Here is a 24,862-nt window from a genome sequence, read left to right as displayed (position 1 = left end):
TCAATAGTCCCTCTATTCTATCATAATTCTGTCCATGAAATCGTGGAAACAGAGCAGGGAAGAGCCGATCCCATCATCGTGGTCATCAGCTCTTCCCGTTTTTCCAAATGTTAATTATCTTCCAGTTGCCTGATCCAGTTATACAGCATTTGCGCTCCCTCTTTGCGCTTGGACGGATCTTCCGGCTCAAATGTGCCATCCGCATTTCCTTTGACTAGCCCAAGTTGGTACGCTTCCATGATCGCAGACTGTGCCCAGTCAGATATCACATCCCCATCGGAAAACAGTGCACGGAGCCCTTGTGTATCCGATTTTTCTGAGAATGGTTCGGACATTTCGGACGCGTTGGCATAATGCCAGGCCCGTACCATGAGCGCCACCATTTCCTCACGGGTCAATAAGCCTTGCGGGTCAAACTGTCCTTCGCCACGGCCATATACCAGTCCGGCCTCGCTAGCGGCCTGAACAGCTCCAGCATACCAGCTGTCTGTAGCCACATCGTCAAATGCGGTCACAGTCCCTGCTTTTCCGGTGTCCAGGTTCAACAGACCAGCCAGGAGAACGGCAAACTGCGCCCGGGTCGTGGCCTGCTCTGGTAGGAAGCGCCCCGCTGTATCTCCGTTTACAATACCTCTGGCCGACAGAACCTGAACGGCCTCGTGTGACCAGTCAGCAGCTTGCAAGTCTTCATACGCTACTTCCACATGAAGCAAGGCATAGGTCGTATCTTGCACGACAGGCATGGATTGCCCTTCCTTCCATGGTGCGGTGAACAGCCACTTGTTCTTCTGGTCATCATAACGGTAGAGACCGATCAGGTAGTCTGCTCCCGTCACATCCGGATTGTCGAAGCGATACCCCAGCTTCACATCCTCCTGTACCACCGTTACCGTTCCATCTTCCTGAACCAGTTCCATCGATACAGACCATGCATCCAATTGCTGAATGCGCGTCTTTCCACCGAAGGAAACGGACAGCTTGTCGGCATGTGCGCCCGTCTCCGGCTTCATCTCCATCAACAGAGAAGTCTTCTCTTGCAGTTCATTGCCGCCTGCCCGCAGCATGTCCTTGAGCTGCTTGCCGGTCAAAACCACCGTCCGTTTCCCGGCTTGCCATTCTACTTCCTCACGATCGGACAAAGCGGTAACGATCTCAGCCGGCATCCGTACCTTGCGCTGCTGCTCCTGAAGGGTAATGACGATTCTTCCTTTCGCATTCGGCTTCAGGTCTTCCGCACGAATCACCCTGACTTCCTGTTCTTCTTCCAGATCTTCTTCATCTTCATCCCCATCTTGGTCCGCATCATCATCCCGGTCACTTCCGCCTCCGGAGCGCGGATTTCCCGGCTGCGTGACGGAATCAAACAGGGAGGACACGGCAACCGAATCCGGTTCATAATCGAGCACCAGCATCGTCCAGTAGGATAGCTCCGGTACGTCAATGACCAGTTCGCTTCCCTCCCAAACGAATGTCAGCTCCTGCATGAGACCCTGATTGCGATCCGGTGTAGCTGCGTGCACTGCCAGATTTGGTGCGTCTGCAGCGGTAATGCCCGTCTCATAACGAACGCGAAGTTGTTCCTGGGTCTGCGGTTCATTCGCTTCATTTCGCCAGTTGTCATCATTGTTAAGCAAGTTGATCAGATGAATCAGTTCCACTTGTTCAAAACCAGTATTGGTCGTATTCTCGCGTACAATCGTCCACAGGGACTGCTTCGATCCGTCTGAGCTGACCGGAAGCATTTGTCCGTCGCGATCTGTGACACTTATCTGAGCCTGGGTATCTTCCACGCTGTCAAACAGAATATTTTCATAAGCCGCGAAAAATTTGTAGTATTCCTTCATGGCGGCCTTCAGAGATGCCGTCATTTTTTTGCTGCGGTTCGGGTAATACTCATGAGCCAGCATATTCGGCCCTTCCGTGATGTCCTCAGCGGTTCCGAGTTCAATATGCGTCGCGCCCATCGCAGCCAGTCCCGCATCCATCAATCGCACCGAAGGCTCATCGAAAAATCCAACGGTCATTTTTCTCAGGTTGATGGAACCTTTGTCGTCTTCCTCATACTTCAACGTGACCTCATGGGCGCCGCTTTCGAGGTGAGGCACAATATAGTAAATATCTTCATTGAAGGCATCCTTGTTCTCGGTCGCGCTGAACCAGATCTTGACGGGCTTGCCATCGGAACCCAACACAGGCTCTCCATCGATGTACAATGTCCGTGTAGCCGTCGCGCCTTCATTCGAATAAGTGAAGATCAGCGAGGTCTCCCCTGCGCGATCCAGCTCGATATCGAAGGTCACCTCATCACCCGGGTGTCCGAAGTTCGTAATGACATCTTTGTAAATCGTCATCGGAGGCACAAATCCAGCCTTTTCGGCATGCAGTTTCTTCGTGCCTATTTGCAGGTAATCCAGCTTGACGCCATCATCATCCCGATCTGCAACCTGAATCGTGATCGTATTGAGACCATCCTGGAGCGGGACACCGGTTTGACTTAATAATTGCCACTGCGTATCGTTCTGGAATACCACTTCTTCTGTCCATGTATCATTGACGGTGACCGTCCGAACCGCAGTCCGGCCTGAAGTAGCCTGATTCAAATAGGCCCAGTCCAGTGTGTACGTGCCTGCTTCTTCCATCTGTACGGTGAAGTCGATGAAGTCACCTTCGTCCTGGAAGCCTTCTACTACACCCCGCGATACGGTCATTCCGTGATCGACTGGAAACAACTGGGCATCCTCTGCTTCATATTCCGTCTCTCCGACAATCAGACTATCCAGATTCACATACTGCCCCTGGGTTACCATCACCAGATCCACTGTATGGCTTCCTGTAGTGAGCGGTACGTCTACGGTTTTCTCGCCCATGCCTCCGTTCCAGCCTCCAGGCGTGGCGCCAAACGTGATGTCGTCCAGCACAATCTCACCGTCCACCAGGATATCGAAGACCGGATTGTTGCCGGAGCGATACGTGAAGGTCATCTTATCCAAGTCTTCTCTCGCCTCTACCATGAAGCGAACGGTCTGACCCGTATTCCCGTGATTATCCGTCTTGCCTGGCGATGTGGAGATTTCTCCCACTGGCGCGACAACTGGTTCCCAGCCTGTCGTGCCCGCTTCCGCTTCATAAGACAGTCCCTCCAGCTCGAATCGGTCGATGGCGACTGCTTGCGCATCTTCCTGCTCCTGCTTGATCAGGATGACGGATTCACTGTCTGCCTGATCGAGATAGATCGGCATTTGGACCGCTGTCCAGTCTGCTGCTGGTTCGAGAGTAATCAAGCCTGCCTTTTTGCCATTCACATAGATGGCTCGCTTCGTGGACAATCCTTCATTTTTATAATAGATGGTGAGCAGCTTTACTCCACTTGTGGAGGTAGCGTCCGTGCTCACTTTCAGGAAGTCCCCTTTTTGTGCAAAATCATAGACATACCCGACTTCTCCAGGCTCGCTGGCGGTCGTCGCTTGTCCCTGTGCCTGCTGCAACGCAGTTTCCGCTTCGATCTGATTGCCATCAAGCTGCCAGCCATCCAGTCTGATGGAGGTGGATAACGTCTGCTGCGGCTTCATCAGGATCGTATTGCTGCCTGCAATCAACGAAGGATTCATCGTAAGCGTGCTCCAAGCACCGTCTGTTGCAGGGAAGGTGACCGATTGAAGCTGTCCGTTCACCTCTATTTCATAGGTCAAGGCTTCGTCTGCCTGATAGATCCAGTCCAGCGCGACGGTCTCATTCGTGTCATGGGTCACCGCAAAGGTTGCCGCGTCTCCGGACTGACCAAAATCACCAATAAAGGTTGGTTGGGTCTGTACCCCGTTCTTTCCTGTCTCAGCAGCTTCGGCTTCCAGCTTCAGGCCGGCCACCACACCGTGCAGATTCAAATACGTATCGGCACGATCCAGGGTCAGGGTCAGCGAGTTGCTACCGGCGTTCAGATTCGCCTGTACTTCGACCGTTCCCCACCAGTCTCCGCCGTACCAACCATTGTTGGCAAAGGCAACTGGCATATCCGTGCCGTTTACATTCAGGGTTCCTGTCGTATTGTCCGTACCGGTCCGGTACCAGAGCATGATCGTCTGTGTACCAGACTGAGCGGCGTCCACATCGAAGGTGATGGCATTGCCATTGGCTCCATTGAAATCATCCGTATTCGCCTGTGATTCATTCACACTCATCGTGCCCTGTGTGCTTACCTTGCTACTGTCGGAAACCAACACCTCTTGTGGATTCAGGAACAGTCCATCCACATCCATAAACTGACCGCTACTCTTCATCGTCAACCGCAGCGTATCGGTGCCAGGTTCATTGACGAATGGCAAAGGCTCCAACTGCCATCTGCCTTCACTGCCCCAGCCTCCTGTCGAAGACAGATCGAGCGGCTGGCCATATACGGCCCCGTTCACGGTTACGTCCACCTGTGGCGTATTGCTACTCGCATATTTCAGCACCGCACTGGCAGCCTGCTCATCTTCAATCGGGAAGGAAATCCAGTCCGGCGACTGCTTCACCTGTGTCACATAATTCCGAAGCACCGTCCCTTCCTGGGTTTGGATCTGTGCCTGCTGTGTCGGATTCCAGCCGTACGCTGCATTCTCCGCCTCATAATATTGCGCCCCGAGTTGCAGCGCATCCAGTTTCATGCCCTGGTCATTGATGCCGTTGACCTTCAACTCGATCGTATTCGTTCCCGCTTGCAGGGGAACATCCGGTACAGTAAGCGCTTCAAAGGCTTCCCAGTCCCCGGTGGATTCAAAATAGAGATTGCCATACGCTTGACCGTTAACGGTCAATTCCCGCATGACGGGTTGCTGTTCGATTCCGTAATGGAACACTAGCGGGTAATTCCCTGCCGCATCAGCCTCTACGTGAAAGGAAACATAATCGCCATCCGTCTCGAAGTAGTAGACATGGCCCACCTTGTCGATCTTGGAGCTGATCAGTTCCGCATATTCGGCTTCATAGATTTGCTCCATCGCACCCTGCTTCACCATCAGGCTGTCGATATTGAGCCATTTGTCACTGGTGTTCAGCTGTAGCCTGATCTCGTTGCTGCCTGCCTGAAGCTCTACAGATACAACGGCTTCGGCTGTCGGGTTTCCCCAGCCGGTTTGCTGATCGAAGGCAATTTGTGAGGCGGCTACCGTTCCGTTGACGGTCAGTCTGCCTTCCGGATATCCGCTGTCATTGCCATGTCCGTACACCAGCTTTAACTCAGCCGTACCGGCTTGTGCTGCATCGACGGTCCAGACAATCTGGTCCTCGTCCTTTTTGCCAAAGTCACCGACCCAGCCCGGAATGTGGGCAATCCGTGACTGGAAGACCACCGTGCGGGGTACATCCTGCACATCGGCCGCATCATAATGCTGTCCGGCGGCCTGCTTGTAGTTCATGTATGCCGCAATCACCATGGCTTTGCCGCCATTGCTTAAGCGCGTATCATTAATGACCTTCTTCAGATCCCGGTAAAGGTCCATGTCTTGCCAGATTTCACTGTAGTCAAAGTCCGTCAGGGTGGATGGCTTCGGCACTTCCGAATAGCCGCCATTGCCCCCTACCATGTTAAAGGTGACATCACTTTGCTCCGGATTATTCGTCTCCAATGCGTTCTTCACCGCATTAATCAGTGCATCATAATCGAGAGAGAAATACCGTTCATTGCCGAAATAGTCATACAAGAAGCCGCCATCCCACCAGCCCCACTGGTCGAGATGCATACCGTCAAAGCCAAACTCATTGGCCGCTCTGTTGAATTCTTTCGTAATGTAGGCTTGCCACTCCGGATTGCCCGGGTCCTGCAAGTACAGAGCCGTCGGCGGCGTTACCCAATCAAAGAAATAGCCTTCCTGAAACTTGACCGGATCGGGATTTGGGAAGGTCGCATTCTTGCGATAGAGACCCCATTCTCTCTGCACGCCAAAATCCTCATAATGTTCCCTCGCCGCATAATTCATCTGATACGCCATCGCGGCAGAACCGTATTTTTGAGCAGAGGTAACCTGCTGTTTGACGGTCAGGGGATATAAATATCGACCGAGCAAGTCCATATAAGCCGTCTCTTCATCGATCGGAGCACTGATAAAGTTGCCGTCTGCATCCAGAACCGGCTTGCCCTCTGCATCGGTTTCTGAATAGACAGAGACATCATGCCTCCACATCCAGTCATAGAACTGATAGCCATTCAGGTAATATTCCTGAGAAAGTTCCTTGAACTTCTCATCGCTTTGTTGCTGGGATTCTTGCGGGAATTCCGTCGTATAGCCATAGCGTGGATAACGTGTCCAGTCACTGGATACATCAACCGCGGCAGTGACAAACTCATCTTCCCTGCCCTCCACATAAGCCTTGACCAAATATCCCCGGAAATCGGTACCTGGGGGCTCCCACGTAAACGTCAGCTCCGGCTGCGTATTCGCCACCATCTGAATCGGCTTTGTTCCCGTCGCAACCAGATGCTGGATATGGTAGACCTCTACGTGCAGCGTCCCCTGCCAGTTCATCTGGTTGTCTAGCGTCAAGGTCATCTGCACCTCTTCATTCGGTGCATATCTGGCCTTTGCACCGACCAACTTATGGATGGGCTGATCCGGCAACTGGGCCTGTACGGCTTGAATCGAAACGGGTGCATTCGTCGTCCGCTCGCCCCGTACTTCCGGCATTGGAATTGCAAGCTGCAAGGCTAACATCCCTGCGGTAAGCGAAGCTATCCATGTTCTTTTCTTCATCGTGTCCTCTCCTTCGTATGATGTTCGGTTTGGTTTGGTTCGGATTGGTTCGGATTGGTTCGTTTGGATCGGTTAAATTTTCCAATCCATCTTGCTGACATTGGTGACCATCGCTGACCCTGCTAACTCTGCTAACTCTGCTAACCATGCTGACATACAGGAAGAGCACCCTTGTGCCCTTCCTGTTCAGCGTCATGTTTGATCTAATCTTCTATTTGATCATCCGTCTCATATTTCGATAGGCACTTCATTTTTGATATTTCATTTGACATTTCATTCGTTACGCCATTTGGTATGAGCATGTTGACTGCTCCTATTGAAGCTCTACCTGGATGTTATCGAATCGCGCCTCGTTTTCACTGCGCAGTCCCACCGTTCCCCGGTAGAAAGGCTGATCTTCATCGGTCACAACGGCCAGGGGTTGCAAATCAATCGAGACGGAGATGGTCGTACCGGTCAAGCTCATTTGCATGTAATGGTAGCTATTGGCCTCATAAGGGAAGCTGCCGCTGGCCAGCTCTCTCCATGAACTGTCATTGTTTTTCTTCCACAACGCCCACTGAGATCCGTCCTTCAACTCCAGCTGATAGAATCCGCCTGCGAACTGCTTGCGTGCCAGCAGGGCGGCATTCGTCTGTTGATCCGGCAAAAAGACATGTGCGGATAGGTCGTAATCTCCCTGGCTGAAGCCGGGTTGATAGCTGAGAATTCCACCTTGGGAAACCGTCATTTCCTTGGAATGACCCGCAGGCTGCTGAACAGACCAGTTTCCGCTTTCAGCCTGCCAATTTGCTGGAATTGCACCATTGAATGCGGTTTCAAAATTTTCATCCAGTGCTATCGTACCGAAAGTTTCCGTCTGCTTGTCGATCCAGAGCATATCCCAGTAATGCAGGGACGGAAGCTGGAAGGACAAATAGCGACCTTTGGCATCCTGTCCGGTGGTATACGAAAGCGTTTGCGGTTTGCCATGCTCGATTTCCGGAGAGGCCATGTAAAGCTTGGCATTCGGCGCCAGTGTGCCTTCCACATGCCATTTGACCGGAATGCCAGACAACACATCTGGAGCAGGCGCATTGGCATTCGGGTCTCTCCATCTGTCAGACACGCTGTTCTTTAAATTGATCAGATGCAAGACGTCTACACCGGGCTTGCTCTTGGCCAGTGTCCAGATTTTACCGGACTCCCCGTCCATGCTCGTCGGATATCCAGTCAGCTCTGCAACGTGGTTGCCTCTTTTCATACCATCACGAAGCAGGTTCTCATAAGCCGTTAGAAAATGATATTGATCCAGTGTGGCGTCGCGAAGTGAATCGGACATTTTCAGCTTTTGATCAACAAAGTATTCCGTAGACAGCATGCCATCTCCGTCCCCCAGCTCAATATGGGAGGCGCCGGCAGCGAATATGGTGCTGTTGGCCAATCGGATGCCGGGTTCATTGAAGTAAGCGGTCTGCCCGTCCGGGATGGACTTGCTATAGTCCCGATTCATGTATGCGGCGAAGACGATCGCCTTGTCAGTACGTACCTGCACATCCTCTGCAATCCGGTTCAGATCGCCATAGGTGAGCGTACCCGGATCATCCCACAGTTCGGAATACACGAAATCCACGTTGGCTCCACTTGCAATCTCGTCCTGACCGTAAGTGCCTACTGAATTAAATACCATCCGCTTGTCTAGCTGAGTCCGCGCGTTATTTACAAACGGCGCAAAGGTCAGCTTCAAGTCAACCGGCTGCTGCTGACTGTCCCACAACGCACCTCGATCGCCCAGGGAGTCGATATGCCATCCGTCAAATCCGAGATTCTGAAACACCTTGGCTTCCTCCTGGAACAAATAGGACTGCCAGCCTGTGTGAGCCGGATTGAACAGATAGATGGTTTCCGTCGCCCAGGATGGCGGCAAACAGCAGTGCTGATCCTGATCGGTCTGCGTATATCCACCATTTCCATTGCGGAACAATCCCCACGACAGCTGTACGCCACTGCCGTCTTCCCAGTAACGGTCATAGGCGCCGTTAATCAGGTTGTAATTCATGGCCATCATCCCGTATTGATGGGAAGCTTGAATGAAATCTTCAATGACCTTGCGATCCACGGGACGATTGGCAATTTCAGGCCATTGCGCAGCCGGGGAATATGGAATATGGTGCTTCCACTGCCAGTCATAAAACTGAATGCCATTTAAATGATAGTTTTTCATTTGCCATATCCAGTTGTAGGGATCTGGCACCTCGCTTGCTGAGAAGCTGCTTAGAAAGCCGTATCGAGGAAACTTCTTCCAGTCACTGGATACATCTACGGCCGTTGCTGAGCGGTCCAGCACGGTCCCGTCTGATCCCGACACGACCACCTCGACGTGATAGCCTTTAAAATCTGTCAGGGGAGGCGACCAGTTGAAGGAAGAGGTGGTGGAGGCGCCAACCGACAGTTGGACCGGCTGATTCATGGTTTCCACCCGTTCCCCCAAATGGGTGAGCTTCATCGATACGGTGCCAGTAAGGGCACGTTGGGTCCGATTCACCAGGTCCACATACAGACTGACGGATTCCCCTGGACTGTACATGGCCTTGTCGGTATTGACTCGTTCAATCAGGGTGGAAGCTGCTTGAGCCGTTTTCTCTCCGGTGCTTGCGAGAGGCAGCATCGAAATAATGAGAAGGGTAACAAGAACCTGCATCCAAAATGTTTTTCTAGTCATCTGCATCTGCTGACAACTCCTCTTGTTGATATCAGCAGGCTGTCTCTCCGATTCAGGAAGACAAAGTGCGCACTTTCTCACCCGTCTTCCTGCCTCGATTCCTGTTCCGATCGTATTCAATGGGCTTCTCTGTCTGTCATTACTCGGTTTCCATTACGATCATGTCCCAATATTTCAAGCTTGGCAGCGTCAGCTTCACCTGATCGCCCTCCTGCTCAAATTCCACAGGAACAGCAGAGCCTTCATAGGCATCCGGAGTGGCCATCCACACCTGGCTGACCTTCTCGCTCATCTCGACCGTCACTTCAACCTGCTCCTTCAACTGCGGCTCGCTCTGATTCGCCACCGCATCGTTCCAGGTCATGTGAACGGCATCGGAGAAATTGATCAGGTGAATCATGGTGCGGTTGTCTTTTTGCTTGGCGAAGCTCCATACCTTTCCTTTCTCAGCATCTGCGGAGATCTCCATCTGCTCCGATGTTACGGTCAGTTCGATTTCCTCCAACTCGTCTCTCAGTACATTTTCATAGGCTACGGCAAAATCATAGTAACGAACGAGCGCCTGCTCCAGTTCATTCGGGATCGACAGATTTTTGTTCGGGAAGTATTCTTTTGCCAGCATATTTTCACCCAGCTCCAGATGAGATCCACCCGCAGCGAATATCACCGCATCGGTCAACAGTACGCCAGGTGTGTTGAATTCTCCCTGTGCGTTGGCATGGTCATAGTTCATATAGGCAGCCAGCACCGTGCCCAGCTTTCCTTTGCTATATCGCAGATTCTCATCGATGATGCCCTTCAGGTTGCGGTATTGCGGATGCCCGCCCCACACTTCGGTGTACAGAAACTTCACCGGTGCCTGGGTAGCCAGAAACGCCTGTCCGTACTGACCGACCGCATTCATGACATAATCCACATCGATTTCGCTTTTGGCGTTATTCAGAAAAGGCGCGTAGCTCTGTGCCAGGTCAATCTTTTTGCCCTTCGCGTCAAAGCGCAGGCCCCGGTCTCCCAGCTGGTCAACGTGCCAGCCGTCAAAGGGCAGCAATTCGAATACTTCTTTTTCCGTTTCAAACAGATACTGCTGCCACTCTTCGTTGGCCGGATTCAGCAAATAAATATCGCTCGCCCAGGAGTCCGGAAGCGGATGCGTGTCCTGTGTCTTCGCCTTCGGGTCCTTGAACATGCCCCATTCCTTCTTCACGCCGTCTGCTTCTGCCCCTTCATACGCTCCGAAAAGGAGGTTGTAGTTCATCGCCTTCATGTTGTAGGCATGGGCAAGGTCAATATAGTCCTCAACGGTTTCGTAAGAGACAGGTCTGTTGGCAATATCCGGCCAGGTTTGAGCGGGCACGCCTTCGCTCTCCCACTTCAGCGGAATGTGATGCGTATACTGCCAGTCATAGAACTGAATGCCGTTGATATGGAAGCGATTCAGACGCTCGATAACTTGTTTTCGCTCTTCATCCTCCATCTCATGGAAATCAGCCAAATAGCCGTAACGGGGATACTTTCCCCAGTCACTGGATACATCGACTGCTATATTTTCCTGATCGATATAGCTGCCATCTTGCTGTATGAACGTTTCCACCATGTAGCCTCTGAAATCGTCCTTCGGCGGTGTCCAGCTCCAGGTCAGTTCTTCTCCGCTGAGCTCGTGGGTTTCTTCCTTCAATACTTCATTCATGTGTTTATAGCGAACCAGCAGCTTGCTGCCATCCACCTGTGAATCAGCCTGGAGTGTAAATTGGACGGGGGTGCCCGGTTCATAACGGGCCAGATCGGTTGTGATACCCTGAATCCATCCATTCGACTGGACCTCCATGATGCTCATCTCCTTGTCCTGGCTACATCCCGCTACGGATACGGTCAGGCCGGCGGCCACGATGATTGCGATCGCTTTCTTTTTTAAAAACATACGTCTAGCTCCCTCCTTCTTCCTGTTGAACCACACCCTCTTGCGGGGTGTGGTCCTCTCTCTATGCGCACATGTGCTCCATCCTGCAACTCTGCGTTAGCCTTTTACACCACCTTCATTGAATCCACCTTGTACAAACTTCTTCTGGAAGGTGATGTAGATGGCAATCACCGGGAACAGGGCAATGATGGAAGCGGCAAACGCCCAGCCATAGTTGGTAGCATGCTTGTCGTAAAACATTTGCAAGGCAACCGGCAGCGTCCGTTTCGCCTCATCCTTGATCAGCGTGAGCGCAAGGAAAAACTCATCCCACGTTCCGTTGAAGGAGAAAATAGCCAGCGTTCCGATGGCAGGCAATGATTGCGGCAAATAAATGTTCCAGAATATGCGCCAGTCCCCGCCTCCATCGATCAGGACGGATTCCTCCAGCTCCCTCGGTATACTCTCGAAGAATCCCCTGAGGAAGAAGGTGGAACCCACCACGCCTCCTCCGATGTAAATGAGCCACAGACCGGTATACGTATCGACCAGTCCCAAGCTTTTGATCACGATATATTGCGGTACAATCGCGATGACCACCGGAATCATCATCGTCAGCAGGAAGCCTCGGAAGATAAATTCCTTGCCCGGAAACTCAAAGCGTGAAAATCCGTAAGCCGTCAGCGCTCCCAGGAACAACCCGCCAACCATCGCCACGCTTGCCACGATGACACTGTTCATAAAGGCTCTGGCAAAGTTCTCCCGGTTCCACACGATGTCGTAGTTGGTCAGGTTCGGAATGACAGTAAAGATTTCCTTCGGCTTCGGCAAGGTATAGGCCGATTTGACAAAGGTAGTCAAGAGCATATAAATGAATGGGAACATAAAGGCCAGCGCACCTAAAATGATAATGGTATAAATAACCGTTCTAGACAGCCAGTTGACTTTCATGGTCTCCCTCCTCTTCTTGGCAAGTAATAGGGCTTACAGGAATTTCTGTTTCCCGATTTTTCTCATTTGTGTGTAGGTGATGATGAAGATCGTCAGTCCCATCATGACGCCCATTGCTGAAGCATAGCCGAAGTTCATGCTCGTAAAGGCCTGCTTGTAGATCAAGCTCGGCAGCACTTCCGTCTGTCCCATCGGTCCACCCTTGGTCAGGAAGTATACCTGCGGGAAGATGTTGAACGCACCCATGATCAGGTTAATCACGATAAAGATCGTGACCGGGGCAAGCATCGGCAGGGTAATGAAGCGGAACTGCTGAATGCCATTCGCTCCGTCAATATTGGCCGCTTCGTACAGGCTCTTGGGAATGCCCTGCAGGGCAGCCAGATAAATCACAATGCCCCAGCCGACCGTTTTCCAAATGTGGAAGGTCCAGATCACCATCATGGCTGTCCAGTAGTTGCCCAGCCAGTTAATCGGGGTATCAATGATTCCTACATTCAGCAGCATGAAGTTGACAATCCCGTTCTCACCAGCTGCAAACAGGAAGCGGAACAGGTAAGCGACCACGATCCAGGACGTAATAATCGGCAAGTAGTAGATCGTCCGAAAGGCAATTTTGTATTTCACAAATTTGGCGTTGATCAAGACAGCAAAAAAGACCGCCAAAAACCAGTTGATCGGAACCGTGAATACCGTATTCAGTATCGTGTTCTTGATGGCCTGAAAAAACGCCCTGGACTTGATCGGATCGGTGAATGCATCCACGTAATGTGCGAAGCCAACCCACTCGCTCTTCTGTCCCGGCATAATTTTATAATCTTGAAAGCTCATAATGATCCCTTTAACCAAGGGATAGATGACGAACACGGAAGTACCGATAAAACCCAGGATGACAAATGGCAATACTTTCAGCCACTGCCTTACCCCTTTTTTAAAGGCATCTTTAAAGCTCTTTTTCTCTCTGAACGTAGGCTCCGACTGCATACCTGGTGTCAAGCTCGTCATGTGGAGTCCCTCCTTTCAAGGTTGCAACAATCTGTCAAACACCTTGCAGCAACAGGCTGACAAGGAGATAAGGATAAGGACTCTGCCAGCCCGAAGGTCTGACAGAGTCATGAGTTACATGAGTTACATGGGTTGAATTAGTTTTCCAGTACGGACTGAACCAGCTCCGTTGCTTCCTGTAGCGCGTCTTCTGCGGAAGCTTCACCGCGAAGTGCTTTTTCGAAGGCCAGATTGACGATGCCTTCCATGTCGCCCCATTTCGCAATAGGTGTACGAGGAAGAGCGGTTTTCAACTGCTCCACATATTCTGCAACGAACGGAATTTCCAGGAATGCCGGATCATTCGCTGCTGTCTTGTTGGCCGGAATCAGGCCGGTTTTGGACATGATTTTTTGCGGTTCTTCAGAGAGCATCCATTTCATAAACGTCCACGCTTCTTCCGGATGCTTGGAGTTCGCGAAGATAACCAGATCCTCACCGCCAATGACAGAGCGTGATCCGCCGTCACCAGCTGGAATTAGTCCACGAACGGTATCTTCAAGCGGCTTGAAATCTCCTTCTTCATTCATCAGAATGCTGTAGAACCATGGGCCATCATCGATCATCAGGTATTCATCACTCTTCATACCGTCCCATCCGCCTGGCTCACCACCAAGAATGGTCGGAGATACAAGACCTTGCTTGTTCCATTCCACAATTTGTTCCAGTGCCTTGATGCTTTCCGGACTGTTCAGATAACCATCCACCTGGCTGTAATCTTCATTGGTCATCGTGCCGCCCAAACTCCAGAAATATGGCAGGTAACCCCAAGAGTAAGCACCGCCGATACCGATACCGCCGAGATGACCCTGTTCAACCAGCTTGCCGGATGCAGCAGCCAATTCTTCCATCGTAGCTGGCGGCTCGGACAGTCCAGCCTTTTCAAGCAGGGCTTTGCTGTAAATGCCTACTTTGGTATTCGTGTTGACCGGGACGCCATAGTAGCCTCCGTTGTAGAAGTTTGTTTGCATCGGTCCTTCGAAGACATTGTTCTTGATCTCCTCAAAACCATCGAGCTTAGACACATCGGTCAGTGCGCCCATATCTGCAAATTTCGGTACCCATACAATATCCATTCTCATCAGATCAGGAGCGGCATCGCCTGCTACACCTGCAATGACCTGCTGCTCAAGTCCTTCATACGGCATGCGGGTCAGCTTCAATTCAATGCCTGGATTCTGTTCTTCGAAAAGTGGCTTGATTTCATCATTCAACACTTTCTCTTCGGCATCGCTGTACGTATGCCAGTATTCAATCACGACACGGTCCTTGCTGGAACCGCTGTCATTTCCGCCGCTGTTGCTGCCGCCGTTTCCTCCGGCATTGCCAGCGTTGTTGTTTCCTCCACATGCGGCCAAGGAAAACATCAGAACAAATGCCAAGATCCCCATCGTACATTTCTTGATTGCTTTCATACTTTCTCCTCCTTCATCACGTTTGTGATGGCTAGATGTTGTGTGCTCTACAAGTCTTATTATGGAGGGAGAAAGGAAAAACCGTAACCGTTTACGTTATGAAAACGGTGTCATTTATTCCGTTTTTGAAACGCTTTCATTTTGGGTGAACTGGAAATGGTGTCTTATTTTCTAAAGCAGAGAAGAAGAAAAGACACTTCCTCCACGAACCATGTTGAAACCGATGGCATAGAAAAAGGCCCCCCAGCCCCAAAACAGGGCAAGAGAGCCTCTCAGCAAGCTCACGCAATTGCAATTGTGTGAAAGTGTGATCCTGCAACCAGATTACTGAATGCGGTAAACGCGCGCTTCATATGGCTGAAGCGTGAAACGGTCAATCGGTTGTTGTTCGTCGATATTCGCATAGTTGCTAATCATCAGCTCACGGGTGTCATGCTTCAAGTGAGCCGGCAGCTGGAATTCAGTCTCTTCCTTGAAGAAGTTGAGAATAATGATCCACTTTTCATTCCCGAGCGTGCGGGTATAGGCATAAATGCGATCACTGTCTTCCAGGATGAGTTCATAGTCCCCGTACACCATCACATCATGTTGTTTGCGAAGCGCAATCAGTTGCTTGTAATAGTGGAAGATGGAATCCGGGTCCTGCAACGCTTTTTCAGCATTGATGTCTGTGTAGTTCGGATTGACCTTCAGCCATGGCGTGCCGCTTGTAAATCCGGCATGCTCACTGCCATCCCACTGTACTGGAGTACGGGCATTGTCTCTCCCTTTCACATAGATGGCGTTCATGATCTTGTCTGCATCCTCGCCGCCCTCGACCACTTTCTCCTGGTACATGTTCAGAATTTCAATATCCTGATAGTCATCGATGGAATCAAACTGGACATTGGTCATGCCGATCTCTTCGCCCTGATAAATATACGGCGTTCCCTTCAGGGTATGGAGCAAGGTGGCTAGCATTTTGGCAGATTGCTTGTGATAGACACCGTCATCGCCGAAACGGGACACCATGCGCGGCTGATCATGATTGTTCATGTAGAGGCTGTTCCAACCATTCTCCGCAAGTCCGACTTGCCATTTATGCAGAATGCTTCTAATTCCGTCCAGCGTCCATGGCTGCACATCCCACTTCCCGCCTTCACCGGAATCGACATCCATATGCTCGAACTGGAAGACCATGTTCAGCTCATTGCGCTCCGAACCGGTATACAGCTTCGCTTCATCGACAGATACGCCCGGCATTTCCCCGACGGTCATCACATCATACTGGGAGAGTACCTTCCGGTTCATTTCCTGGAGGTAATCATGAATTTTCGGACCGTTCATGAAGTAGTCTCCGCCCCACTCATACTGATCAGGGTTGCCGGCACTTGGCAAGCCATCCACTTTGGAGATAAAGTTGATGACGTCCATGCGGAACCCGTCAATGCCCTTGTCGAGCCAGAATTTCATCATGTTGTATACGTCTTCGCGCACTTTGGGATTCTCCCAGTTCAGATCAGGCTGCTTCTTGGAGAAGATGTGCAGGAAGTATTCATCCGTCTGCTCATCATATTTCCAGGCCGAGCCACTAAATACCGACACCCAATTGTTCGGCTCTTTGCCGTCCTTGCCCGGTTTCCAGTGATAGTAGTCCCGGTATGGACTGTCCTTGGACGATTTGGAGGCGATAAACCATTCATGCTCGTCAGAGGTATGATTGACGACGAGATCCATCATCAGCTTGATGCCACGCTGATGCATCCCCTCCAGCATTTCCTCCCAGTCAGCCATCGTGCCGAACTCATCCATGATGTCCTGGTAATCGCTGATGTCATAGCCGTTGTCGTCATTAGGTGATTTGTAAACGGGTGACAGCCAGATCACGTCTACTCCGAGTTCCTGCAAGTAATCCAGTCTGGAGATAATCCCCTGGATGTCTCCGATGCCATCCCCGTTGCTGTCCTTGAAGCTGCGTGGATAAATCTGATATACAACCGCTTCTTTCCAAAATGCTTTTTGCATATTCCGACACTCCTTCTCTGCTATCGCTCTGTATTGTTGACGGATTTTACGTAAACGGTTACTCTCTGTGGCGTCAGACAGCCGATCCAGACATATGCGGTACCCTAAGTCTGAATCGCCTGTACGGAATCTCTCTCAACCAGTTGATATGGCATGATGCGACTGTCTACCTGTCCCTTCACAATGAGTTCGAGCAGCATTTTCACTGCTGCCTTGCCCATTTGCTCCAATGGCTGTTCAACCGCAGTCAAAGGCGGTGTGACCATTCTGGCAAGCGGGGTATTGTCATAGCCAATCACCGACATCTGCTCCGGGACTCGAATGCCCAGACGATAACAAGCCGATATGGCACCTGCCGCCATTTCATCACTGGCCGCGAATACGGCTGTCAAGTTGTCTCTATGCTGCTCCCATAACTGTTCCATGCCTGCCGCACCGCTGTTAAAGCCAAAATTGCCATAGTACATCCGGGAAGCCTCGAAGGGAAGGCCATAGTCTTCCAGCGCCTGTCTGTACCCTTCAACACGCGGGGTGCCAGCTATGGGATCGCCCTGTGTCCCGCTGATCATTCCGATGTGACGATGTCCTTTCTCCAGCAAATACTGCACCGCTGCATAGGAAGCCTTGCGATCATCCACCTTTACAAATGGAACCGGATACCGCATCGACTCGGTAGATACGAGGACAAACGGCATGCGGGAAGCGATCAGCTGCTCATAATAGGGTTCCTTCATGAAATCACTGACAAACAGGATGCCTTCTACCTGTTTTTCCCTTAGCACTTGCAAGTACTTTTCGGTGCGTTCCCCGTTCTTCGCGGTGTTGCAAATAAATACGTTGTATTGCTGCTGCTGGGCAGCCTCTTCAATCCCGGACAGCAGCTGGGAGAAGAAGAAGCTAGATACGGTCGGGAACATGACCCCAATGGTAGAAGTTTTCTTGTTGACCAGCCCTCTTGCAATCTCATTGGGCGTATATCCGAGTTCATGAATGACCTGTAATACTTTTTCCTTTGTTGTCTTGGAGTATCCTTCCTGACCGTTCAGTACCCTGGATACGGTCGCAATCGATACGCCTGCCTTTTTGGATACATCTCGAATCGTCGGTTTGCTCATTACCATTCTCTTTTCTGTTAGAGTAAACGTTTACTGTTTCCATCGTATCGAAACCCAGATTTGATGTCAATGTATTCGTTTACAAATATCGTGTCTTATTTTATGATACGTATTCACAAAGAGCCTCCAGGTCTCCGATTACCTGAATGGCAATCTGGACCCGAAGGCTCTATGCGTTCGCTAAAATTTGTTTACGTGTTTGTGCTTATTCGGTAAAGGTGAAGGAATCCAGTGCTTCCTGCAATAACTGACGATTATACGCGGTATCATTGGATTCGGACAGGCTCTGGCTGATCAGATACATGTTGTCATCCTTTTCAACGAGATATATGCGCTCCCATTCCATTTGACTGTCTGCGGACATCTTGGTCTCATACTCGATGTACCAGGCATCCAGGCCGAGGAAGGTAATGGCTTCATTCTTCTTCTCGTTTATCTCCAGACCATACTCCTTCATTTCCTCGATCGATTTGTCCAGCGATTTGAGGAACAGATCCAGCGTGAGCTCTTCACTGACGTTCACGTCAAAGCTGCCGCCTGCAAAACTGTAATTCAGGAAGAGACCATCGCCATACTCGGATTCATTCCAGAATGCCGGAGTCTGAACCTCGTATCCGTATTCGCTGCTCTTGAATGTTCTCGGTTTCGCATCATCATAGAAGTCTTGCTTGTCTTCCAGTTGACCAAATCCGTCCGCAATAGACGTGCTGTCAACCTGAAGCGTGTCTGCAAGATGCTCGAAGATATCCGATGCTTCATCAGCCGTTATCTGATCGGTGAAGGTAAAGTTGAAATCATACTTGTAATCGCCCTGCCACACATACAGCACATAGTGGGTCTTCCAGCTGTCGTCCTGCTTGGTTTTGTAGTAGTACCAGCTGGCTTCGGCATCCGCTATACTCGCAGACTGTGTCTCCGAGATGTCCAGATACGCAGGTGCGTACGTATTACTCAAATGCTTGCGTTGTCGTTCCATCCACGCTTGCAAGGTATCTCCATCGACGGTTGAAGTCATACGAGCCTGCAAGTTCATTTCCCTGTCCTTATCTCTGAAGGAGAGGTCGTCGAAATACGTTTTATTCCATCCGGCCGGCAATTCAAACGCAATGCCATAATCCTTGTTTTCGTACTTGATATAGCCGTTCACCACTTCGGTGATGTCTTTGACTGCCCCTTTGGCCAGGTCGAAGGAAGGCTTGAAGCTGTTCAGCAGATCCAGGTAGATCTTCCATTTTGCTGCGTTCTTGTAGATATCTTCTTCCACTTCAAGGCTCAATTGATAGACCTTGCCGTTAGATTGGTAGGCGCGGTATTCGGTATAGTACGTATCATACTTGCCGAGTACACGTGCATATGGAGCCTCGGCATCGGCCACGTAGCCGGAATCAAGGACGTTGTCATACAATTCATCCTTCAGCCAGCTGACCAGGTCATCATCCGTCATTTCCGCCAGGTCGTCATAAATATCAACAGAGAGATAGTATTCACCTTTACTGTCGAAGAAGCTGACGCTGCTGGCATCGAGAGACTGGTAGCCTTTGGACATGCCGCTCGGGTATTTCATCGACCAGTCCTGATAGCTGTCGCCAATCCATTTTTTGTTGGCATCTGCTTTCAGACCGGAATTGCCGTGTACATCACTGGTCGCATCGGTAATAATAATTTCCTGTGTGCTGTTGTAAAACTTGACCAGACCCCCGAGTGATTCGGCAATAAAGCGCAGCGGCACGAGGACTGAGCCATGCTGCATGATCGGTTTAGCTGAAAGCTGAACTTCTGCCTCATTCAGACTTGCTTGCTGGCTGCCTAGTGTCAGCACGATGCGGGTATCCGCCTGTTCAATGGAGACTTGCTTGCTGGCTGCATCCCACTTCACTTGTGCGCCAAAGGCCTCACTGATCGCTCGCAGGGGCACAAGGGTATGTCCGTCTACAGATTTCGGAGCTGCAATGGTGTGAATGTGGCCGTTCACCATCATTTGCTTGGCACCGAGTTTCATCCAGATGGAAATCCCCTGGTCTTCCGGGCGTTCTATTTTGTCGGTCTTCGTATACAAATCTTCTTCCAGTACCATGTTTACAGTATAAGGCTGCTGGTCTCGCACCATGGACAATTTCACCTTGTCGCCCGGTATGTATGCCTTCAACAGCTCATTCAGTTCCAATAATGTATGTACTTTATGACCATCGATTGAGATCAGCTGATCACCGGTTTGCATATCCAGCTTTTCGGCTGCTGAACCCTCTTCTACATAGGATACAGTCAGTGCATCATCATTCGGGAAGCCAACGAGTGCCGCCCAGCTTTCTTCCAGTTCCATTCCTACATAAGCGCGCTTCACATAGCCAAAACGCTCGAAGTGATCCATGACGTAATGAACAGTATCCGATGGAATCGCAAATCCGAGATTGTCCACAGCATAGTCCACGAATTTCAGGGAGTTGATTCCGATCACCTCACCGCGAGCATTGACCAGCGGTCCCCCGCTATTCCCGGGATTGATTGCGGCGTCTGTCTGCAACAGGCGGTATTTGGCATTGACCGATCGATCCACCCCGCTGATCACCCCTACGGATACGGAGTTACGCAACGAAAAGGAAACAGGTGTGCCGATGGCAATGACGGTTTCCCCTGGGCGAACCACGGCTTCCTTGGCTAATGTTGCAGTCGGAAGCTGCAAAGCGTTAATCTTAACCAGGGCCAAATCACTTTCTTCATCCATGTGAGTCGTTTGTCCCATAAATTGACGTCCGTCCGACGTAACGACCACAATATTCTCCAAATCTTTCACCACATGTGCATTGGTGACGATCGTACCATTCGATTTGACAATCACGCCGGTGCCGTGAGCCAGTTGAAAACGATCAGCGGTCGGATTGGATTCACCGTCTATCTTAGGCTTTCCGATAATGCCAACAACCGCTGGTGAAATCTGTTCAATCACATCCGGCAATGAATCAGAGACCGAATCCTTGTAGGATTGAGCAGAAGTAGCGATTGGGCTCCAGCTGGCAATTGCAATGAGAAATGTCATAACCAGTGGAATGATTGTAAAATGCTTTTGTTTCATTTTCAAATCTACCAACTCTCCTTCTTTTTCCAGTGACAAGCAGTCTCTAGTATATCACTTAACAAGTCATTCGTCATGACTTTTTTCCTATCTTTCTCCTATTTTACCTTTGCACGGCTCGCTGCGGAACGAAAAATTGCTGTTCGACATCCCAGGCGGACAGCGGCTTGCTGAAGTAATAGCCCTGAATTTCCCGACAGTCGTTCAGGGTTAATACATCCAGTTGCTCCTTGCTCTCGATTCCTTCCGCGATGACGGACATGTTCAAATGCTGGGCCATGGCGATAATGGTAGAAACGATAGCCTTGTCATTCCGGTTGACGGTAATATCCTGGATAAAGGAGCGGTCGATCTTCAGTTTCTGGATCGGAAACATCTTCAGGTAGCTCAGCGAGCTGTAGCCGGTGCCGAAATCATCGAGGCTGATCCGTACCCCTAATTGATGCAGCTCGTTCAGGATGCTAATGGAAGTATTGGCGTCCATCATCATGCTTTCCGTGATTTCCAGTTCCAGGTATTTCGGTTCCAGTCCAGTTTCCTCCAGAATTTGCTGGACATGAGCGGCCAGATTCGACTGATGAAATTGCTGGGAGGACAGGTTGACCGAAATCGGAATAAGGGGCCCGCCTGCATCATGCCAATCTTTCATTTGACGGCATGCCTCTCTCAAAATCCAGCTGCCAATCTCGTAAATGATACCCGTTTCTTCCGCAATCGGGATAAACACCCCGGGAGACAGGACCCCCTTGGCGGGATGCTGCCAGCGGATGAGCGCTTCGACGCCGATCATGCGCTGTCCCTCTGTCTGAATCTGTGGCTGGTAATGCAAGAAAAGCTCCTCATTTTGCACCGCTTTTCTCAAATCTCTTTCCAGTTCAATCTTCTCTATCAGTTGCTGATTGAGTTCCGCAGAATAATAGCAGTATCCGTTCTTGCCTTCTCTCTTCACTTCATACATGGCACTGTCCGCATGCTTGAGCAGTTGACCGCTGTCGATACCGTGATCCGGATAGACGGTGATGCCGATGCTTGCGGTGACGTAAAAATCGGTCTCCATCAGACTGTATGGCTGTTGGATCTGGTGAATCAGCTCGTCCGCGATGGCCGATACCTCTGTGAGCTGGTCAAACTGCTCCACCATCAGCGTAAATTCATCCCCTCCGATTCGAGCGAGGCAGATCGGACGATCGATCACCACTTGCCGGATGCGTTCACTCACTTCCTTTAGAAACAGGTCGCCGTACATATGGCCGAGGGAATCGTTGATCATTTTAAAGCGGTCGATATCGAGGACCATGACTGCGAATCGGGTATTCGCTTCCTGGTGCTGGGTAATCCGGGCATCCAGTCGCTCATTAAACATTCTGCGATTAGGCAGTCCCGTCAGTTCATCGTGGTACGCCAGGTGCTGAATCAATTCCTTGCTCTTCTTCTCTGCGGTCACATCCTTGGCGATAATGAAAATGCCATTGACTTCATTTTCGATGGTCACGGGAACGACGACGACATAGAGCGAGATCAAGTGGCCCTGCTTATGTATCATATCTGCTTCGTAGGAGATGCTTTTGCCGGTAAAGGATTGCTGGAATAGCTGTCTGATCCGATCCCGATCCGCTTCTGGTATAAGGGCGGAGATGGTTTCGATAGGCTCATGCATAAACTGTGAACCGTCATAGCCCGTCATGGTAGAGGCGGCTTCATTAAAGCCGACGATCCGACGATTGAGATCAATGGTAATGATGCCATCCTGATTGTTTTGGAACAGGGATCGAAACCACTTTTCACTCTGTCTGGCTTCGGAATCTTTGATGGTCAGCCGTTTGGATACATAGATGCCGATCAGCGACATGACGAGGGTAAAGAGCGTTCCGCCAGTGATGATGTAACCGAGATATTTCTGTTCCAGGTCAATGCCGAAAAATGGCGGTGATTTCTGTGAGATATGAAAATTGGCGGCGATCATGCCCACATAGTGCATGCCGGCTATGGCGATCCCCATCATGACGCCGCTTCCAAGCTTCTTCCAGAACCCTCGCCCAGACTGATCCTGACTGAAGTAGAAGGAAAACGCCAGTGCGCCAATGGAAGCGAGACCCGCAATCACAATCGAGAGTACAAACATCATCGGATCATACGTAATATGGATCGTAATCGCGGCCATACCGATGTAATGCATGGATGAAATGCCGATAGCAAGCAGCAGACCACCCACCAGTACACCAACCACGGTTACGCGCTCTCGACTGACGATATAGAGTGTAATAAATGCAGCGAGCAAGGCGGCAACAACCGATATCAAGACGACCACCAGGTCATAGACAATCGGAACGGGGAGCGAAAATGCCATCATGCCGACGAAGTGCATGGACCAGATGCCCATACCCATGACGATCGCTCCGAGCAGCAGCCAGGTCACACGCCTGCCCCCTTTGCTCAATCGCACCCGACCGGCCAAATCCAGCGCTGTGTAAGAGGCAAATACAGCAATAATATAGGAAAACAGCACCAGCTCCAGATCGTAGGTGCCATGCATATGCATGTTGTGGTTCATCTTCTTTCTTCCTTTCCTACCAAATATCATCTTGTATTCCAGAGACAAATAATCGCATACGGAGAGAAACGGACAAAAAAATCTCCCGAAGGCTCTCCGTATGCCAAATAAAACGCGTTTTATTCGTAACACACAAAAAGTTTTCGAGAGATTCGAAGTTTGGGTTGTCTAGTTCTGCAAGATGAAGTCTTTTTCTACTCGTTCCTCTTCGCCAAACACTTTGATCGTGTTGTAGTACGTATCACGCTGGACAGGCGTCTTTCCTGCCTCCCGAATCAGTTTCAGAATCAGATCGATGTTGACTTTGTGGGTACAGGCCGCAGCCGATACCACATTTTCCTCCATCATAGTGCTGCCAAAGTCATTGCATCCATAGGACAGCGATTTCTTGCCGACCTCGGGTCCCATCGTCACCCATGAAGCCTGGAAGTTCCGAATGTTGTCAAGCATGAGGCGGCTGATCGCCAACGTTTTCAAATATTCCTCGCTGCTGACACGCTCTGCCTTGAGATTCGTATTATCCGGCTGAAAGGTCCAGATAATGAAGGCCAAAAACCCTGGAGACGGCAGCTGTTTCTCGATGCATTCATCTTGAGCATCCCGCAGGCGCAGCAAGTGAAGCACCCGTTCTTCCATCGTTTCACCGAAACCGATGACCATTGTGGCTGTCGTAGACATGCCAACTCGATGGGCTGCCTTCATAATCTCAATCCACTCTTGCCAAGGGCCCTTCAGTCGACTAATCTTGTTGCGAATGCGATCCACCAGCATTTCAGCGCCTGCTCCGGGCAGGGAATCCAGCCCCGCTTCATGCAGCTTCTCCAGCACTTCCTCATAGGTGGCGAGTCCAGACAGCTTCTTCATCTCCCGAATCTCAACGGTGGAAAAGGAATGCATGTTGACTTTGGAACGCTGCTTGATTTCTCTGAGCAGATCCAGATAGTAATCAAAAGGCAGATTTGGATTCACTCCGCCTTGCATCAGCACCTCGGTGCCTCCTACTTCCTCGAGCTCCTGGATTTTCTGATGAATCTCTTCATTTGGAAGCACATATCCTTCTTCAGAACCCGGTCTGCGGTAAAAGGCACAGAACCGGCAGTATACGTTGCACACATTGGTATAGTTTATATTACGGCCTACAACGAAGGTGGCCTGCGGCTCCGGATGGAATCGCTGCATCACCTGGTTAGCGGCCTGTCCGATTTTTTCCAATTCATTGGATTCAAACAACGCGACGCCATCTTCCAGCGACAGCCGTTCGCCGTTAACAGCACGTTGTAATATCTCATCGATCCGGCTCATCGTCACACTCCCTCTCTAGCTACTGCTTTCATGTTAACATAGAACGTCATGCTTTTCACTATCCCGATCTCCGGCTGTCCTTTTGCATGC

11 protein-coding genes are annotated in these 24,862 nt (G+C 50.6%); all 11 read right to left on the bottom strand.

Annotated elements, in window-relative coordinates; genetic code table 11:
- Nucleotides 1–110: 110 nt before the first annotated feature.
- The 11 genes from ACFSUC_RS06890 to mqnC all read right to left on the bottom strand — a co-directional run bounded on the left by ACFSUC_RS06890 (nt 111) and on the right by mqnC (nt 24,772).
- Nucleotides 111–6,722: a glycoside hydrolase family 66 protein gene (locus ACFSUC_RS06890; protein ID WP_379928783.1), complete on the bottom strand. Its 6,612-nt coding sequence runs from the start codon at nt 6,720–6,722 to the stop codon at nt 111–113.
- Nucleotides 6,723–7,035: 313 nt separating this feature from the next.
- Entirely contained in the window at nt 7,036–9,429 is a 2,394-nt protein-coding gene (locus ACFSUC_RS06885) for a glycoside hydrolase family 66 protein (RefSeq protein WP_379928782.1), read from the bottom strand.
- Nucleotides 9,430–9,562: 133 nt separating this feature from the next.
- Nucleotides 9,563–11,341: a glycoside hydrolase family 66 protein gene (locus tag ACFSUC_RS06880; protein WP_379928781.1), complete on the bottom strand. Its 1,779-nt coding sequence runs from the start codon at nt 11,339–11,341 to the stop codon at nt 9,563–9,565.
- A gap of 96 nt (nt 11,342–11,437) precedes the next feature.
- Complete coding sequence (locus tag ACFSUC_RS06875) at nt 11,438–12,271, bottom strand: carbohydrate ABC transporter permease (RefSeq protein ID WP_379928780.1); 834 nt, start codon at nt 12,269–12,271, stop codon at nt 11,438–11,440.
- A gap of 33 nt (nt 12,272–12,304) precedes the next feature.
- A complete protein-coding gene (locus ACFSUC_RS06870; RefSeq protein ID WP_379928779.1) occupies nt 12,305–13,276 on the bottom strand; it encodes a carbohydrate ABC transporter permease in 972 nt (323 codons plus the stop codon).
- A gap of 137 nt (nt 13,277–13,413) precedes the next feature.
- A complete protein-coding gene (locus ACFSUC_RS06865) occupies nt 13,414–14,730 on the bottom strand; it encodes an extracellular solute-binding protein (RefSeq protein WP_379928778.1) in 1,317 nt (438 codons plus the stop codon).
- 324 nt (nt 14,731–15,054) lie between these two features.
- Complete coding sequence (locus tag ACFSUC_RS06860) at nt 15,055–16,734, bottom strand: glycoside hydrolase family 13 protein (protein WP_379928777.1); 1,680 nt, start codon at nt 16,732–16,734, stop codon at nt 15,055–15,057.
- Nucleotides 16,735–16,838: 104 nt separating this feature from the next.
- A complete protein-coding gene (locus ACFSUC_RS06855) occupies nt 16,839–17,849 on the bottom strand; it encodes a LacI family DNA-binding transcriptional regulator (RefSeq protein WP_379928776.1) in 1,011 nt (336 codons plus the stop codon).
- Nucleotides 17,850–18,054: 205 nt separating this feature from the next.
- A complete protein-coding gene (locus ACFSUC_RS06850; RefSeq protein WP_379928930.1) occupies nt 18,055–20,919 on the bottom strand; it encodes a trypsin-like peptidase domain-containing protein in 2,865 nt (954 codons plus the stop codon).
- 103 nt (nt 20,920–21,022) lie between these two features.
- Nucleotides 21,023–23,470 carry an EAL domain-containing protein gene (locus tag ACFSUC_RS06845; RefSeq protein ID WP_379928775.1) on the bottom strand — a complete coding sequence of 816 codons (2,448 nt, stop codon included), beginning with the start codon at nt 23,468–23,470 and terminating at the stop codon, nt 21,023–21,025.
- 168 nt (nt 23,471–23,638) lie between these two features.
- Nucleotides 23,639–24,772, bottom strand: a complete 1,134-nt coding sequence (gene mqnC / locus ACFSUC_RS06840) for a cyclic dehypoxanthinyl futalosine synthase (RefSeq protein ID WP_379928774.1) — start codon at nt 24,770–24,772, stop codon at nt 23,639–23,641.
- Nucleotides 24,773–24,862 lie beyond the last annotated feature (90 nt).

This window comes from Marinicrinis sediminis (assembly GCF_042685085.1).
Taxonomy (GTDB): Bacteria; Bacillota; Bacilli; order Paenibacillales; family KCTC-33676; genus Marinicrinis; species Marinicrinis sediminis.
This window is presented reverse-complemented; position numbering and strand designations above follow the sequence as displayed.

Coding starts and splice junctions, on each gene's coding strand:
- ACFSUC_RS06875 (WP_379928780.1), bottom strand. CDS start 12,271: ATGAAAGTCAACTGGCTGTCTAGAACGGTTATTTATACCATTATCATT.
- ACFSUC_RS06890 (WP_379928783.1), bottom strand. CDS start 6,722: ATGAAGAAAAGAACATGGATAGCTTCGCTTACCGCAGGGATGTTAGCC.
- mqnC (WP_379928774.1), bottom strand. CDS start 24,772: ATGAGCCGGATCGATGAGATATTACAACGTGCTGTTAACGGCGAACGG.
- ACFSUC_RS06865 (WP_379928778.1), bottom strand. CDS start 14,730: ATGAAAGCAATCAAGAAATGTACGATGGGGATCTTGGCATTTGTTCTG.
- ACFSUC_RS06885 (WP_379928782.1), bottom strand. CDS start 9,429: ATGCAGATGACTAGAAAAACATTTTGGATGCAGGTTCTTGTTACCCTT.
- ACFSUC_RS06855 (WP_379928776.1), bottom strand. CDS start 17,849: ATGAGCAAACCGACGATTCGAGATGTATCCAAAAAGGCAGGCGTATCG.
- ACFSUC_RS06880 (WP_379928781.1), bottom strand. CDS start 11,341: ATGTTTTTAAAAAAGAAAGCGATCGCAATCATCGTGGCCGCCGGCCTG.
- ACFSUC_RS06870 (WP_379928779.1), bottom strand. CDS start 13,276: ATGACGAGCTTGACACCAGGTATGCAGTCGGAGCCTACGTTCAGAGAG.
- ACFSUC_RS06860 (WP_379928777.1), bottom strand. CDS start 16,734: ATGCAAAAAGCATTTTGGAAAGAAGCGGTTGTATATCAGATTTATCCA.
- ACFSUC_RS06850 (WP_379928930.1), bottom strand. CDS start 20,919: ATGAAACAAAAGCATTTTACAATCATTCCACTGGTTATGACATTTCTC.
- ACFSUC_RS06845 (WP_379928775.1), bottom strand. CDS start 23,470: ATGAACCACAACATGCATATGCATGGCACCTACGATCTGGAGCTGGTG.